This window comes from Stenotrophomonas sp. 1278, assembly GCF_029892765.1.
Lineage (GTDB): Bacteria > Pseudomonadota > Gammaproteobacteria > Xanthomonadales > Xanthomonadaceae > Stenotrophomonas > Stenotrophomonas indicatrix.
Genome location: NZ_JARXWD010000019.1, coordinates 77,788 through 92,844, shown reverse-complemented (window position 1 = coordinate 92,844; position 15,057 = coordinate 77,788). Strand labels below are relative to the sequence as shown.

Below are 15,057 nucleotides of genomic sequence, written 5' to 3'. Positions count from 1 at the left end.
GGGTGGGGGGGGGGGGGGGGGGGCGCCCCCGCGGGCCCCGCGCCCCCCCCCCCCCGGGGGCCCCCCCCCCCCCCCGCCACTACCGGGACGAAGACCGGGCTCAACCCGGCGTGCGGTACTGCCCGGCGGAAATGAACTGCGAGAAGCGCTCGCACCACACCACCACGGTGGTGAACTGGTCCACGTCCACATTGGCCGGCACGTCCACCAGGAAGCGGTTGAAGGTCTTGACCTCACCGACCCGCTGGGCCTTGTCCTTGATCTTCAGAAAGTCCGCTTTGTTGTCGACGAAGTCCTGGACCAGGTAGACCTTGTAGTCAGGACCCGGGCCCATCTTGCCGTTGAAGGCGACCTGGCGCGCGCTGACGCTGACCTTGCCTTCGGCCCAATGCACCGTGTCACTGCCTTTGAGGTCGCGACGGAAGGTGGTGTGGTAAGTGGCGTCGGCCATCGCCGCCTGCACCTGCGCGACCGGCGGATCATCGGGAGCGATCAGGATGGGCAGCAAATACACGCCCAGGCCGAAGCCAAGGCCGAGGGTGAGCAGGTGGGTGGCGAGCAGGATGAGGATGCGGCGCATGGGGCCTCCTTATGGGTGTGGATCGCGCGGCATGGCGCCGGGCAGGGCTACCTTGGGAGGCTGAGGGCGACATTTATAGACACAGTGCCGAAGGCGAAAAGGGCACAGCGGAGTGCCTGTGACGCTGAAGCCCTTGTGGCAGAAGCGGGTATTGGTCGCGCCCGGAAGCTGAATGACGCATTTGACCTGTCCCGTCGACGGCCCATTTGATGGAAAACACGACACGCCGGGCGCCAGAGTGCGGGCCAGCGGCCGGCACTACCGTTCCAGTCAGAAAATGACGTGACCCTGTCCGCTGGGTACGCCCTGCGGACCAAAGCGGCGCTCATGGATTTCGCCGTGGCCGTTGCCATCAATCAGCAGCACGGTGCTGGCGCGGGTGCCGTAATCGTCACCACGGATGAAGGCGGGGCTGAGCCAGCGTTCGCGTTCCAGGCCGATGCCGGTATCGGGCAGGTCGCTGTCGACCGGGCGATGTTCATCGGCCAGGGCATCCCACAGCGGGGTCAGGTCCGGGGTCAGATCCCTTTCCCGTTGGGAAAGGGATCTGACCCCGTCTTGTTCCAGCCACGCCGACAGCGCATCCATCAGCCGCCGGGTCTTCGGCCAGGGCGCATCAAGCGCGCCGTTGGACATGCCGTGCACGCCCGGGCCAAGCGTCTGCCGTTCGGCCGGGTGGTTGCCCAGATACTCCAGGCTGTGGCCATCGGCCAGCAGCAGGTTGAACGGGGCATAGGCAGTGGAGATCCCGGCCAGACGTTCTATATGTATGGCCGCCGGATCGCGGCCACGCAGGTAGTCGGCCACCAGGGCGCCACGCGATGGCCCGGTCTGGGAAGCCTGCGGATCGCGGACGTTGGTCACCACCGCCATCCGGCCGCCGGCACCCACCCCGGCCCAGCCGCCGCCCGAGCGCAGGTCGCGTCCGCCGATGACCGACGTCTCATCCTGCCAGGGGGCCAGGGCCGCGGTCGGGCGGGCGTGGAACTCATCACGATTGCCGGCCATCACCAGCCGCCAGCGCGGGTGGTGCAGCCAGCCAATAGCAAGCAGGCACATGGCGCCATTGTGCCCGGTTTGCGCAGTCCGACGTCGCTTTCGGCCCGTTCCGGATGAATGCGCAGCCCATGTTTCACGCGCCCTCCACACCCCTGAACTTCCGTTCAATCTCAAAAATTGAGACGGATCAGCAACTTGTGGATAAACCTTGAACAACTCTCTAAACATCGGCGCAAACCATTGATGCGGCTGGCGATTTCCCTGCTGAAAAGTTGTTGACAACCCTTGGGCCGCTGCTAAGGTGGGCATCAGAGGGAAATCCGGGTGTTTTGTGGATTTTCGTGGTTCAATGTTTCACCGGGCGAAGGATAAGGTGCAGGCGTCGTGTTCCAGGGCGAGACGGCCATCACAGTTGACGACAAAGGACGCATGGCGGTTCCCACCGCTCACCGCGACCTGGTTGCGCGCGTCAGCAACAACCGTCTCGTGTTGACCTACAACCCCTTCGAATCCGGCTGCCTGTGGCTGTACGCCGAGTCGGAATGGGAGCGGGTACGCGACGACGTCATGTCCAAACCCAACACACAGCGCGTCGTACGTCTGCTGCAGCAGAAGCTGGTCGGTTCAGCCGCCCACCTGGAGCTGGACGGCAACGGTCGCATCAGCATTCCCGCCAGCCACCGCGGTGCGGTGGGCATTGAGAAGAAGGCGGTATTGCTCGGTATGGGCGACAAATTCGAATTGTGGAGCGAGCAGGCGCATCGGGCCCTGATCCAGCAGACGTTGTCTGATGAGGATCTGGGTGATGGGTTGCTCGACCTGAAGTTGTGAGCCGGGGTGCCCGGATGCGCCCAGAAGCGCAGACCGGTCACCTTCCGGTGTCGCAGTCGCCGGCGGTGCATCTGCCGGTCCTGTACACCCAGGTCCTGGAAGGCCTGAGGGTGATCGAAAACGGACGTTATCTGGATGGCACGTTCGGTCGTGGCGGTCATGCACGTGGCGTGCTCACCCAGCTCGGTCCCGAGGGACGCCTGCTGGTCATGGACAAGGATCCGGAAGCCATTGCCGTTGCCGAGCGCGATTTCGCGCCGGACCCGCGCGTGTCGATCTTCCGTGGCAGCTTCGCCCAGCTGCTGCAGTGGAACGAGACCGCCGAAGGCCTGGATGGCGTGCTGTTCGACCTTGGTGTGTCCTCGCCGCAGCTGGATGTGGCCGAGCGTGGCTTCAGCTTCGGCAAGGACGGCCCGCTGGACATGCGCATGGACCCGGACAGTGGCGAAAGCGCTGCGCAGTGGATAAACCGCGTTGAAGATCGCGAGATCGCCGACGTGCTGTGGACCTACGGCGAAGAGCGGCAGAGCCGGCGCATCGCCCGCGCCATCGTGGCCCGCCGCGAAAAGCAGCCGTTCACCCGTACCGCCGAGCTGGCCGAACTGATCGCCTCGGTGATGCCGCGCGGCAAGGACAAGATCCATCCGGCCACGCGCAGCTTCCAGGCCATCCGCATCCACATCAACCGTGAACTGGCCGACCTCGAAGCCGGCCTGGACGCGGCGGTGGAGCGCCTGAAGCCCGGTGGCCGGCTGGCGGTGATCAGCTTCCACTCGCTGGAAGACCGCATCGTCAAGCAGTACATGAACCGCCTGGCCAAGGCACCGCCGGCCAACCGCCGGCTGCCCGAGGCGCAGGCCTTCGTGCCGACCCTGGACCTGATCGGCGGCGCCATCAAGGCCACCGACGAAGAGCTGGCGATGAACCCGCGCGCCCGCAGCGCCGTGCTGCGTGTAGCCCAGAAGCGGGAGGCCGATGCATGAGCCGGCTGCTGCTGATCATCCTGTTGGCCTGCACCGTGGCCTCGGCGATCGGCGTCGTGTTCGTGCGTCACCGTCACCGGCAGACGTTCATCGAGCTGTCGCGCGCCGAGCGTGCACGCGATGACCTGAACATCGAATTCGGCCGCCTGCAGCTGGAGCAGGCGACCCTGGCCGAAGCCAACCGCGTGGACAGCATCGCCCGCGAAAAGCTCGGCATGAAGTTCCCCGAAGCCGCCGACGTGGTGGTGGTGCGCCCATGAGCAAGACCGGCCGCAACCGTCCCCGCAACGCCTTCAACCTGCGCCAGCGCCTGCGCTGGGTGGCCCTGGCGCTCGGCCTGTGCTCGGTATCGCTGGTGGGTCGTGCCGCTTACGTGCAGATCATCAACAGCGACTTCTACCAGCGCCAGGGCGAAGCGCGTTACCTGCGCGAACTGCCGATCAAGACTTCGCGCGGCATGATCACCGACCGCAACGGCGAGCCGTTGGCGGTGTCCACCCCGGTCGCCTCGATCTGGGTGAACCCGCAGGACCTGCTGCGTTCGCCCGAGCGCATCCCCGAGCTGGCACAGGCGGTGGGCATGTCGGTGGACGAGCTGAGCAGCCGCCTGTCGCAGAAGTCGGACAAGGAATTCATGTACCTGCGTCGCCGGATCAATCCGGACGAGGCAGAGCGCGTGGTCGCGCTGAAGATTCCGGGCGTGGCCGCGCAGCGCGAGTTCCGTCGCTTCTACCCGCAGGGTGAAGCGATGGCACACGTGCTGGGCTTCACCAACATCGACGACCGCGGCCAGGAAGGCCTGGAGCTGGCCTTCGACGAATGGCTGCGTGGCAAGCCCGGCGGCAAGCGGGTGATCCGCAACCGCAAGGGCGAGACGGTCGAAAGCGATCTGCTGCGTGCGGCCGAGCCGGGCAAGGACCTGACCCTCAGCATCGACCGCCGCATCCAGTACCTGGCCTTCAAAGAACTGCGCAACGCGCTGGTGGCCAACAAGGCGGCCGGCGGTTCGATGGTGATCATGGACGTGACCACCGGCGAGATCCTGGCCATGGTCAACCTGCCGACCTACAACCCGAACTCGCTCAACGGCGCGGTGCCGGACACGCGCCGCAATCGCGCGGTGACCGACCTGGTCGAGCCGGGTTCGACGATGAAGCCGCTGACCATCGCCACCGCGCTGCAGTCCGGGGTGGTGACCAAGGACACCATCATCGATACCAACCCGGGCTACATGCAGGTTGCCCGTTTCACCATCCGCGATGTGCCGCGCAACAACGGCGTGCTGAACGTCACCGGTGTGATCACCCGCAGCTCCAACATCGGCGCGGCCAAGATCGCCGCGAAGATGCCCGACCAGGTGTTCTACGACGGCGTGCGCCGTTTCGGCTACGGCTCGGTGCCGCACAGTGGCTTCCCCGGCGAGTCCGGCGGTGTCGTGCGGCGCCCCGCCAACTGGGACGGCGCGACCAAGACGACCATGTCCTACGGCTATGGCCTGAATGTCACGCCGCTGCAGATCGCCACCGCGTACTCGGCGCTGGCCAACGGCGGCAAGCTGATCGCGCCGACCTTCGTCAAGGGCCAGCGCAACGAAGGCCAGCAGATCATCGACGAGAACGTCGCCAAGCAGGTGGTGGCGATGATGGAAACGGTGGTCACCCAGGGCGGTGCCAAGCAGGCGGCGGTGCTGGGCTACCGCGTGGCCGGCAAGACCGGTACCGCGCGCAAGACCGGCCCCGGTGGCTACGAGCGCGGCCACTACAACGCGCTGTTCGCCGGCGTGGTGCCGGCCACCAATCCGCGTTTTGCCACCGTCATCGTCATCAACGATCCGCAGGGCGGCAAGTTCTACGGCGGCCTGGTGTCGGCGCCGGTCTATCACAACGTGATGGAAGGCACCCTGCGCCTGATGGATGTGCCGCTGGATGACCTGCAGTCGTGGCTGGCTGCCCAGCAGTCCGGAAAGATCGGGCATTCGGCCTCGGTGCTGCCGGTGCCGCCGGCCGAAGCCGCACTGCCGGTGGATGCCGCCGCTGAATTCGATGCCGCGCTGCCCAGCGCGCACCCCCATGTGCCGCCCGCCACGGGAGGCACGCAATGAGTCCTTCGATGTTGCTTTCGCAGTTGCTTCCGGACGTGGCCCTGGCGGGCCATGATCCCGTTCTGACCGGCCTGGTGCTGGACAGCCGTGCCGTGCGCCCCGGCAATGCCTTCGTTGCCATTGCCGGCTTCGGCGCGCATGGCCTGGGATTTGTCGAGCAGGCGCGTGCTGCCGGTGCCGGCGCGATCCTGTTCGAAGCGCCCGCGCCTGCCGAGCTGCCTGCACCGGCCGATGCCATCGCCGTGCCGGACCTGCGCGCGCGTCTGGGGGCAATGGCCGACCAGTTCCATGGCGCGCCTTCGCGGGCGATGACCATGGTTGGCGTGACCGGCACCAACGGCAAGACCTCCACCGTGCAGCTGCTGGCCCAGGCCTGGCACCTGCTCGGTACGCCCAGTGGCAGTATCGGCACGTTGGGCGCCGGACTTTATGGTGCGGTCGAGCCGACCGGTTTCACCACCCCGCTGGTGCTGCAGATGCATGCACTGCTGGCGCAGCTGCGCGACGATGGCGCGCGCGCGGTGGCGATGGAAGTCAGCTCGCATGCGCTGGACCAGGGCCGCGTGGATGCGGTGCACTACGACGTGGCGGTGTTCACCAATCTCACCCGCGATCACCTTGACTACCACGGTGACATGGCCAGCTACGGCGCGGCCAAGGCGCGGCTGTTCCATCGCCCGGGCCTGAAGGCGGCGGTCATCAATCTTGACGATGCGTTCGGTCGCCAGCTGTTCGCCGGCCTGCCGGCGGGCGTGCAGGCCATCGGCCTGAGCTCGCGTGGTGCCGACGGTGCCAGCGTGCGCGCTGAAGCACTGCAGCTGGACGGCCGCGGCATCGGTTTCGAACTGGTCATCGACGGCCAGCGCGCTGCAGTGCAGTCGCCGCTGCTGGGCCGCTTCAACGTGGACAACCTGTTGGCCGTGGCCGGCAGCCTGCATGCGCTGGGGCATCCGCTGCCGCGCATCGCCGAGGTGCTGTCGGCACTGCAGCCGATCCGTGGCCGCATGAACCGCCTGGGCGGCGAAGATGGCCTGCCGACCGTGGTGGTTGATTACGCACACACCCCCGACGCGCTGGAACAGGCGCTGGACAGCCTGCACAGCCACCTGCAGGGCACGCTGTTCTGCGTGTTCGGCTGCGGTGGCGAGCGCGATACCGGCAAGCGCCCGCAGATGGCTGCCATTGCCGAGCGCCTGGCCAACCAGGTCATCGTCACCGACGACAACCCGCGTGGCGAAGACGGCGACGTGATCGTGGCCGACATCCTGGCTGGCTTTACCGATGCCTCGGCCGTGACCGTGCAGCGCAACCGCGCGCGTGCGATCGGCCTGGCGGTGAAGCGCGCCGGTGCCGGCGACATCATCCTGATCGCCGGCAAGGGCCACGAGCCCTACCAGGAAGTGAATGGCGTGCGCCATGACTTCGACGACACCGAAGTGTCGGCCGCCGCGCTGGCTGCGAAGGCCGGTGTGTTGGCCGCTCAGGCAGGGGAGGGCGCCGCATGAAGCGCACCCTGCTTTCGCTGATCGCGCACTGGGCCGGTGGCGAGATCCACGGCGACGACGTGGCCATCGACGCGGTCAGCAACGATACCCGCAGCCTTGGCCCGGGCAGCCTGTACGTGGCGCTGCGTGGCGAACGCTTCGACGGCCACGATTTTGCTGCCGACGCACAGGCACGTGGCGCCAGCGCGTTGCTGGTCGAGCGCCTGCTGCCGCTGGACCTGCCGCAGGTGCTGGTGGCCGACAGCGAGCGCGCGCTGGCGAAGATCGCCGCCGGCATGCAGCGTGACCGCGCGACCGAACTGTTCGCCATCACCGGCAGCAACGGCAAGACCAGCGTCAAGAGCCTGCTGCTGGCGATCCTGCAGCAGGTGGCCCAGCACGCGCACAAGGTGGTCTACGCCAACCCGGGCAACCGCAACAACGAGATCGGCCTGCCGCTGGCGGTGATCGACGCACCGGAAGATGCCGACTACGCCGTCTACGAGATGGGCGCCGGCAAGCCGGGCGACATCGCCTACCTGACCGACATCGCGCGCCCGCGCTATGCCCTGGTCAACAACATCGCCCCGGCCCACCTGGAGCGGATGGGCAGCCTGCTCGGCGTGGCGGTGACCAAGGGCGCGATCTACGCCGCACTACCGGCCGATGGCGTGGCCGTGATCAACGCCGACGATGCCTACGGGCGCTGGTTCGAACAGCATTTCATCGGTACCCCGGCACGTTGCCGGGTGCTGCGCTATGGCCTGGAACACAGCGCCGACGTCACCGCGCGCGACATCCGCGCCGGTGCGCAGGGCAGCCGCTTCACCCTGGTCACGCCGATGGGCGAGACGGGCGTGGTGCTGGGCCTGCCGGGCCGCCACAACATCAGCAATGCGCTGGCCGCCGCCAGCCTGGCGCTTGCCGCCGGCATCGAGCTGTCACTGGTGGCCACCGGCCTGGCGGAAGCGCAGCCGGTGCCGGGCCGCCAGATCGCCCATCAGCTGCACAACGGCGCGGTGCTGGTGGACGACAGCTACAACGCCAACCCTGGTTCGCTGGCCGCCGCCATCGACGCACTGGCCGCCGCCCCGGAAGAGGGCTGGCTGGTGCTGGGTGACATGCGCGAGCTGGGCGCCGACGCCGAGGCGCTGCATGCACAGGCGGGCATCCGCGCGCGTGCCGCCGGCCTCAAGCGCCTGTATGCGCTGGGCCCGCTCAGCGCCGCTGCCGCCGCTGCGTTTGGCGAGGGCGGACAACATTTCACCACCCATGACGCGCTGTCGCAGGCGCTGAAGGAAGCGCTGCACGCCGGCGTGCGCTGCCTGGTCAAGGGTTCCCGTGGCAGCGCCATGGACACGATTGTCAAAGCGCTGCTGGCGCAAGGAGAGGAATCCCCGCATGTTGTATGAACTGGCTCGATGGTTGCAGCAGTTGGAGAGCCTGTTCGGGCTGTTCAACTACCAGACGTTCCGCGCCATCCTTGCCGCGTTGACGGCGCTGTTCCTGTCGCTGTGGCTCGGCCCGGCGATGATCCGCAAGCTTGCCCAGTTCAAGGGCGGCCAGCCGATCCGGACCGATGGTCCGCAGACCCATTTCTCCAAGGCCGGCACGCCGACCATGGGTGGTTCGCTGATCCTGCTCACCGTCACCCTGTCGGTGCTGATGTGGGCCGACCTGCGCAACCGCTACGTGTGGCTGGTGCTGGCGGTGATGCTGTGCTTCGGCGCCATCGGCTGGTACGACGACTGGATCAAGATCGTCCGTCGCGACCCGAACGGCCTGAAGTCGCGCTGGAAGTACCTGCTGCAGTCGATCTTCGGCCTGGCTGCGGGCATCTTCCTGTTCCAGACCGCCGACGTACCGGCGGCGCTGACCTTCTACATCCCGATGTTCAAGTCGGTGGCGCTGCCGCTGGCCGGCATCGGCTTCGTGGCCATCGCCTATTTCTGGATCGTCGGCTTCTCCAACGCGGTCAACCTGACCGACGGCCTGGACGGGCTGGCGATCATGCCGACGGTGCTGGTGGCCTGCGCGCTGGGCGTGTTCGCCTATGCCTCGGGCAACGCGGTGTTCGCCAACTACCTGCAGATCCCGCAGATTCCGGGCGCCGGTGAGCTGGTCATCATCTGTGCGGCGATCGCTGGCGCGGGGCTGGGCTTCCTGTGGTTCAACACCTATCCGGCCATGGTGTTCATGGGCGATATCGGCGCGCTGTCGCTGGGCGCGGTGCTGGGCACCATCGCGGTGATCACCCGCCAGGAACTGGTGCTGGTGATCATGGGCGGCGTGTTCGTCATCGAAACGCTGTCGGTGATGATCCAGGTCGCCTCGTTCAAGCTGACCGGCAAGCGCGTGTTCCGCATGGCGCCGATCCACCACCACTTCGAACTGAAGGGCTGGCCGGAGCCGCGCGTGATCGTGCGCTTCTGGATCATCTCCGTCGTGCTGGTGCTGATCGGCCTGGCCACGTTGAAGGTACGCTGATGAATGACCTGTCGCACCAGGCAACACGCCTTGAGGCCATCGGTGGCAGCTACGACAAGTGGCTGCTCGGCGCGATGATCGCGCTCACCGGGCTGGGCGTGGTGATGGTGGCGTCCAGCTCGATCGCGTTGATGAGCAGCCCGTTCTACTACCTCAACCGCCACCTGATCTTCCTGGCGGTCGGCATCGTGCTGGCCATCTTCGCCGCGCGTACCGAACTGAAGACCATCGAGCAGTACAACCAGATGCTGCTGCTGGGCTGCTTCGCGCTGCTGGTGGTGGTGTTCGTGCCCGGCCTGGGCAGCAGCGTCAACGGTGCCCGCCGCTGGATCAACCTGGGCATCTCCAAGTTCCAGACGGTCGAAGCGGTGAAGGTGCTCTACATCGTCTGGCTGTCCAGCTACCTGGTGCGCTTCCGCGACGAGGTCAACGCGACCTGGCCGGCGATGCTCAAGCCGCTGGGCGTGGCCGGTGCGCTGGTGGTGCTGCTGCTGCTGCAGCCCGACTTCGGCTCGTCCACCCTGCTGCTGGCGATCACCGCCGGCATGCTGGTGCTGGGCGGGGTGAACATGCCGCGCATGTCGATGCCGGTGGTGATCGGCCTGGTCGGCATGAGCGCGCTGGCGATCATCGAGCCGTACCGCATGCGCCGCATCACCTCCTTCCTCGACCCGTGGGCCGACCAGCAGGGCGACGGCTACCAGCTGTCCAACGCGCTGATGGCGGTGGGCCGCGGCGAGTGGACCGGCGTTGGCCTGGGCAATTCGGTGCAGAAGCTGTACTACCTGCCCGAGGCGCACACCGACTTCATCTTCTCGGTCACCGCCGAGGAATTCGGTTTCCTGGGCACCTGCGTGATCGTGGCCCTGTATGCGCTGCTGGTCGGCCGCACCTTCTGGCTGGGCATGCGCTGCGTGGAAATGAAGCGCCACTTCTCCGGTTACATCGCCTTCGGCATCGGCCTGTGGATCAGCATGCAGACCTTCGTTTCGATCGGCGTGAACCTGGGCATCCTGCCGACCAAGGGCCTGACCCTGCCGCTGATTTCGTCGGGTGGTTCGTCGGTGCTGATGACCTGCGTGGCGATGGGCCTGCTGCTGCGCGTGTCCTATGAACTGAAGCGCGCCGAGCGCCGCCAGGCCGTGCGCATGGGCGCTGCCGACGATGTTGCCGGCCCTGCCGCCGCCGAGCCTTCTGCTGCACCGGTGGCGAAGAACGTGCCGATGGCTGCCGCGCCCGCTGCGGCCGAGCCGGCCGCCGTGCGTGGCACCAGCCGCCTGCAGTCGCGCGTCGAACCCACCTTCGGGAGGCTCGGATGAGCGCGGCCCAGAACAACAACCGGCCGGTGATGATCCTGGCCGGTGGTACCGGCGGGCACATCTTCCCGGGCCTGGCCGTGGCCCGCGTGCTGCGCGCGCGTGGCGTGCCGGTCACCTGGATGGGTGCCGATGGCGCCATGGAAACCCGCCTGGTGCCGCAGCACGACATCGCCATCGATACGCTGGCCATCACCGGTCTGCGTGGCAAGGGCAAGCTGGCGCTGCTGGCCGCGCCGTGGCGCCTGATGCGCGCGCTGCGTGCGGCCGGCCTGATCATCCGTGATCGCCAGCCGCGTGCGGTGGTCGCCTTCGGTGGCTTCGCTTCCGGCCCCGGTGGCATGGCCGCGCGCCTGCACGGCCTGCCGCTGATCGTGCACGAACAGAACCGCGCGCCGGGCCTGACCAACCGCATCCTGTCGCGCTACGCGCGCCGCCTGCTGACCGGTTTCCCGGGCACCTTCGCTGCACGCGAAGAGTTCGTGGGCAATCCGGTGCGCGCCGAAATCGCCGCCGTCGCGCCGCCGCAGCAGCGGCTGGCCGATCGCAGCGGTCCGCTGCGCCTGCTGGTGCTGGGCGGCAGCCAGGGTGCCCGCGCGCTCAACAGTGGCGTGCCGCAGGCACTGGCCAGCCTGGGTGCGCAGGTGCCGGTGGTGGTGCGTCACCAGAGCGGCGAGAAGCTGCATGCCGAAGCGGTCGAGGCCTATGCCAAGGCCGGCGTGCAGGGCGAGGTCACACCGTTCATCGCCGACATGGCCGAAGCCTTCGCCTGGGCCGACCTGGTGGTGTGCCGTTCCGGCGCGTCCACGCTGGCCGAACTCTGCGCGGTCGGCATCGGCAGCGTGCTGGTGCCATTCCCCGCTGCTGTCGACGATCACCAGACCCGCAATGCGGAGTACCTGGTCGAGCGCGATGCAGCCGTATTGCTGAAGCAGGACGAAACGCTGGCAGACGGCATTGCCGCGCTACTGCGTGATCTGTCCGAAAATCCCGCCCGCCGCATGCAGATGGCGCAAGCCGCGCGTGCCCTGGCCAAGGTCGATGCCGCCGAGCGCATCGCCGATATCATTCTCGAGGAAGCTGTATGAAGAAGGCACGCTCCAGCGCCTGCCCTGCGCGAGGCCGCGCATGATCCGCCGCCTGCATGACACCAACGATCTGGTGCGCGCGTTCCCGCGCGTGCATTTCGTCGGCATCGGCGGCACCGGCATGAGCGGCATCGCCGAGGTGATGCTGACGCTGGGCTACGAAGTGTCCGGTTCGGACAACGCCGACAACGTCGCGACCCGCCGCTTGGCCGGCCTGGGCGCGCGCATCATGCGCGGCCACTCGGCCGCCAACGTGCTGGGCACCGACTGCGTGGTGGTCTCCAGCGCGATCCGCGAAGACAACCCGGAGCTGATGGAAGCGCGCAGCCAGCGCATTCCGATCATGCCGCGCGCGGCGATGCTGGCCGAACTGATGCGCTTCCGCCGCGGCATCGCCGTGGCCGGCACCCACGGCAAGACCACCACCACCAGCCTGACCGCTGCGGTGCTGAGCGAGGGCGGGCTGGACCCGACCTTCGTGATCGGTGGCCAGCTGCTGGCGGCCGGTGCCAACGCCAAGCTCGGTGGTGGCCAGTGGCTGGTGGCCGAGGCCGACGAGAGCGACGGCAGCTTCCTGCGCCTGAATCCGTTGATGTCGATCATCACCAACATCGATTCCGATCATCTGGAGAACTACGGCAACGATTTCGCCCGCGTGCAGGCGGCGTTCGCCGAGTTCCTGCAGCGCCTGCCGTTCTACGGCCTGGCAGTGCTGTGCATCGACGATCCGGAAGTGGCCGCACTGGCCGCCAAGACCCCGCGCCACGTGATGAGCTACGGCATGAGCCCGCAGGCCGACGTGCGCGCCGAGAACGTGGTGCAGGAAGGTTCGCGCATGCGCTTCACCCTGCGCCTGCCGCAGGGCACCAGCCAGGAAGTGGTACTGGCGCTGCCGGGCAAGCACAACGTGCTCAACGCGCTGGCCGCTGCGGCGGTGGGCTGGCAGCTGGGCGTGGCCCCGGACACGATCGCGCGTGCGCTGGCCAGCTTCGCTGGCGTCGGTCGCCGCTTCAATGACCTGGGCGAAGTGACCACCGCCAGCGGTGCCAAGGTCCGCATCATCGACGACTACGGCCACCATCCGAGCGAGCTGGAAGCGGTGTTCGCCGCCGCGCGTGGCGGCTGGGCCGACAAGCGCCTGGTGGTCGCCTTCCAGCCGCACCGCTACAGCCGTACCCGCGATCAGTTCGACAAGTTCGCCGCAGTGCTGTCCAGTGTCGATGCACTGGTGCTGAGCGAGGTCTACCCGGCCGGTGAAGAGCCGATCGCTGGCGCCGATTCGCATGCGCTGGCCCGCGCCATCCGCGCGCGCGGCCGCAGCGAGCCGGTGGTGGTTGGCAAGGCATCCGAGCTGGCTACCGTGCTGCCGGACGTGCTGCAGGACGGCGATCTGCTGCTGATGATGGGTGCCGGCGACATCGGCGCCGTCGCCAGCCACATTGCCGTGGAAGGCTTCAAGGCGGAGGGCGAGGCGTGAGTACGCTGACCTTCCCGCCGCTGCGCAGCACCGACCCGGCCGCGTTCGGCCGCGTCGCCGTGCTGCTCGGTGGCAGCTCCAGCGAACGCGAAGTGTCGCTGGATTCGGGCCGCAACGTGCTCGAAGCCCTGCAGTCGCGCGGCGTCGATGCCATCGCCATCGACGGCATTCCGGCGCTGGCCAAGGCGCTGGCGGCCGGCGGCATCGATCGCGTGTTCAACATCCTGCACGGCCACAACGGTGGCGGTGAGGACGGCATCGTGCAGGGCCTGATGGAGGCCTTCGGCGTGCCGTACACCGGCTCCAACGTGCTGGGCTCGGCGTTGAGCATGGACAAGATCCGCACCAAGCAGGTGTGGCTGTCACTGGGGCTGCCGACCCCGCAGTACCGCGAAGTACACGGAGGTACGAGTGCCGCGGGAGGCAGGATGCCGGGAGCGGCCGAAAAGAATGTCCACGCGCTGGCGGCCGAGCTCGGCCTGCCGGTGGTGGTCAAGCCGGCCAACGAAGGTTCCAGCGTGGGCATCAGCCGGGTCACCGACGACGCCGGCCTGGACGAAGCCGTGGCCCTGGCCGCGCGTTACGACGGCCAGCTGCTGATGGAACAGATGGTGGTGGGCGACGAACTGACCGTGGCCATCCTCGGCGATGTCGCGCTGCCGTCGATCCGCATCGTGCCCAAGGGCCAGTGGTACGACTACAACGCCAAGTACATCGCCGAAGACACCCAGTACCTGTGCCCGGGCCTGGACGGTGATGACGAAGACGAGATCCGCCGCATCGCGCTGGCTGCCTTCCGCGCGGCCGGTTGCCGCGGCTGGGGTCGCGTCGACGTGATGCGTGACCGCAGCAGCGGCCGCTTCTTCCTGCTGGAAGTGAACACCGCGCCGGGCATGACCAGCCACTCGCTGGTGCCCAAGGCGGCCGGGCAGGCCGGCATCAGCTTCGAAGAGCTGGTGTGGCGCGTGCTGGAACAGACCCTGGAGGCATCGCACGCATGAACGCGGTGCTGCGCATCTTCGTCTGGCTGTTGGCACTGTCGGTGGTTGCACTGCCGGTGGTGGCCGTGGTCAATGGCTGGGTCGGCGCTGAGCGCTGGCCGCTGGCGAAGCTGCGCGTGCACGGTGAGTTCAAGCGGGTGCCGCCGGAACAGCTGCAGCAGGTGCTGCTGCCGTATGCGCATGCCGGCTTCTTCGCGGTCAAGCTGCAGGACGCGCAGGACGCACTGGAAAAGCTGCCGTGGGTGGAAAGCGCGCAGGTGCGCAAGCAGTGGCCGGACGTGCTGGAAGTGACGCTGGTCGAGCACAAGCCGTTCGCGCGCTGGGGCGAAGATCGCCTGCTGTCCGAGCAGGGCAAGCTGTTCCCCACGCCGAAGAAGCTGGCCGACCTGCAGCTGCCCGAGCTGGATGGCCCGGACAGCCAGACCGAGGAAGTGGTCAAGCTGTACAACGATTCGCGCGCGCTGTTCGCGCCGGCAGGCGTCGACGTGCGCCGGCTGACGATGGACGCGCGCGGCAGCTGGTCGCTGCTGCTGAGCAACGGCACTGAAGTGGTGGTCGGCCGCGACGATGCCCGCTCGCGCCTGCAGCGCTTCGTGCGCGTGCTGCCGCAGCTGGCCAACCAGGCCGCGCCGATCGAGCGCGCCGACCTCCGATATACCAATGGTTTCACGCTGAGCTGGGGCACTCCGGCCGCCCCGGCCAATGCACCG

13 protein-coding genes and 1 pseudogene are annotated in these 15,057 nt (G+C 67.7%); 12 read left to right on the top strand and 2 right to left on the bottom strand.

Annotated elements, in window-relative coordinates; genetic code table 11:
* Positions 1 to 100 precede the first annotated feature (100 nt).
* Positions 101 to 580 (bottom strand): DM13 domain-containing protein, encoded by a 480-nt coding sequence (locus tag M2299_RS15635; RefSeq protein WP_280884626.1) that lies wholly within the window; start codon positions 578 to 580, stop codon positions 101 to 103.
* Positions 581 to 850: 270 nt separating this feature from the next.
* On the bottom strand, positions 851 to 1,639 hold the full coding sequence (locus M2299_RS15630; RefSeq protein ID WP_100435812.1) for an NRDE family protein: 789 nt from the start codon (positions 1,637 to 1,639) through the stop codon (positions 851 to 853).
* 324 nt (positions 1,640 to 1,963) lie between these two features.
* Here M2299_RS15630 and mraZ point away from each other — a divergent pair, with 324 nt between their 5' ends.
* The 12 genes and pseudogenes from mraZ to M2299_RS15570 form a co-directional block, all read left to right on the top strand.
* Complete coding sequence (gene mraZ / locus M2299_RS15625; RefSeq protein WP_025876601.1) at positions 1,964 to 2,410, top strand: division/cell wall cluster transcriptional repressor MraZ; 447 nt, start codon at positions 1,964 to 1,966, stop codon at positions 2,408 to 2,410.
* Positions 2,411 to 2,424: 14 nt separating this feature from the next.
* Positions 2,425 to 3,393 (top strand): 16S rRNA (cytosine(1402)-N(4))-methyltransferase RsmH, encoded by a 969-nt coding sequence (gene rsmH, locus M2299_RS15620; RefSeq protein WP_025876600.1) that lies wholly within the window; start codon positions 2,425 to 2,427, stop codon positions 3,391 to 3,393.
* On the top strand, positions 3,390 to 3,653 hold the full coding sequence (gene ftsL / locus M2299_RS15615) for a cell division protein FtsL (RefSeq protein WP_025876599.1): 264 nt from the start codon (positions 3,390 to 3,392) through the stop codon (positions 3,651 to 3,653). Before rsmH ends, ftsL begins: the two co-directional genes overlap by 4 nt.
* Entirely contained in the window at positions 3,650 to 5,494 is a 1,845-nt protein-coding gene (locus M2299_RS15610; protein WP_025876598.1) for a penicillin-binding protein 2, read from the top strand. Before ftsL ends, M2299_RS15610 begins: the two co-directional genes overlap by 4 nt.
* Positions 5,491 to 6,999, top strand: coding sequence for a UDP-N-acetylmuramoyl-L-alanyl-D-glutamate--2,6-diaminopimelate ligase (locus M2299_RS15605; protein ID WP_100435813.1), 1,509 nt, complete (start codon positions 5,491 to 5,493; stop codon positions 6,997 to 6,999). Before M2299_RS15610 ends, M2299_RS15605 begins: the two co-directional genes overlap by 4 nt.
* Entirely contained in the window at positions 6,996 to 8,390 is a 1,395-nt protein-coding gene (gene murF, locus M2299_RS15600) for a UDP-N-acetylmuramoyl-tripeptide--D-alanyl-D-alanine ligase (protein WP_280884625.1), read from the top strand. The genes M2299_RS15605 and murF overlap by 4 nt, the downstream gene beginning before the upstream one ends.
* Positions 8,380 to 9,465, top strand: coding sequence for a phospho-N-acetylmuramoyl-pentapeptide-transferase (gene mraY / locus M2299_RS15595; RefSeq protein WP_025876592.1), 1,086 nt, complete (start codon positions 8,380 to 8,382; stop codon positions 9,463 to 9,465). The genes murF and mraY overlap by 11 nt, the downstream gene beginning before the upstream one ends.
* Positions 9,465 to 10,784, top strand: a complete 1,320-nt coding sequence (gene ftsW, locus M2299_RS15590) for a putative lipid II flippase FtsW (RefSeq protein WP_099782846.1) — start codon at positions 9,465 to 9,467, stop codon at positions 10,782 to 10,784. The genes mraY and ftsW overlap by 1 nt, the downstream gene beginning before the upstream one ends.
* Positions 10,781 to 11,869: an undecaprenyldiphospho-muramoylpentapeptide beta-N-acetylglucosaminyltransferase gene (gene murG / locus M2299_RS15585; protein ID WP_032974909.1), complete on the top strand. Its 1,089-nt coding sequence runs from the start codon at positions 10,781 to 10,783 to the stop codon at positions 11,867 to 11,869. Before ftsW ends, murG begins: the two co-directional genes overlap by 4 nt.
* Before the next feature lie 40 nt (positions 11,870 to 11,909).
* Positions 11,910 to 13,346, top strand: a complete 1,437-nt coding sequence (murC, locus tag M2299_RS15580; RefSeq protein ID WP_025876586.1) for a UDP-N-acetylmuramate--L-alanine ligase — start codon at positions 11,910 to 11,912, stop codon at positions 13,344 to 13,346.
* Complete coding sequence (locus tag M2299_RS15575; RefSeq protein WP_059066018.1) at positions 13,343 to 14,347, top strand: D-alanine--D-alanine ligase; 1,005 nt, start codon at positions 13,343 to 13,345, stop codon at positions 14,345 to 14,347. The genes murC and M2299_RS15575 overlap by 4 nt, the downstream gene beginning before the upstream one ends.
* A pseudogene (locus M2299_RS15570) lies at positions 14,344 to 15,021 on the top strand (cell division protein FtsQ/DivIB); the annotation flags it as partial. The gene M2299_RS15575 and the pseudogene M2299_RS15570, both read left to right, overlap by 4 nt.
* Between the last annotated feature and the right edge of the window lie 36 nt (positions 15,022 to 15,057).

Excerpts from the sequence above, each read along its gene's own strand:
- murF (WP_280884625.1), top strand. The coding sequence starts at position 6,996 with ATGAAGCGCACCCTGCTTTCGCTGATCGCGCACTGGGCCGGTGGCGAG.
- ftsL (WP_025876599.1), top strand. The coding sequence starts at position 3,390 with ATGAGCCGGCTGCTGCTGATCATCCTGTTGGCCTGCACCGTGGCCTCG.
- rsmH (WP_025876600.1), top strand. The coding sequence starts at position 2,425 with ATGCGCCCAGAAGCGCAGACCGGTCACCTTCCGGTGTCGCAGTCGCCG.
- murG (WP_032974909.1), top strand. The coding sequence starts at position 10,781 with ATGAGCGCGGCCCAGAACAACAACCGGCCGGTGATGATCCTGGCCGGT.
- mraY (WP_025876592.1), top strand. The coding sequence starts at position 8,380 with ATGTTGTATGAACTGGCTCGATGGTTGCAGCAGTTGGAGAGCCTGTTC.
- M2299_RS15605 (WP_100435813.1), top strand. The coding sequence starts at position 5,491 with ATGAGTCCTTCGATGTTGCTTTCGCAGTTGCTTCCGGACGTGGCCCTG.
- M2299_RS15630 (WP_100435812.1), bottom strand. The coding sequence starts at position 1,639 with ATGTGCCTGCTTGCTATTGGCTGGCTGCACCACCCGCGCTGGCGGCTG.
- murC (WP_025876586.1), top strand. The coding sequence starts at position 11,910 with ATGATCCGCCGCCTGCATGACACCAACGATCTGGTGCGCGCGTTCCCG.
- M2299_RS15635 (WP_280884626.1), bottom strand. The coding sequence starts at position 580 with ATGCGCCGCATCCTCATCCTGCTCGCCACCCACCTGCTCACCCTCGGC.
- M2299_RS15610 (WP_025876598.1), top strand. The coding sequence starts at position 3,650 with ATGAGCAAGACCGGCCGCAACCGTCCCCGCAACGCCTTCAACCTGCGC.
- ftsW (WP_099782846.1), top strand. The coding sequence starts at position 9,465 with ATGAATGACCTGTCGCACCAGGCAACACGCCTTGAGGCCATCGGTGGC.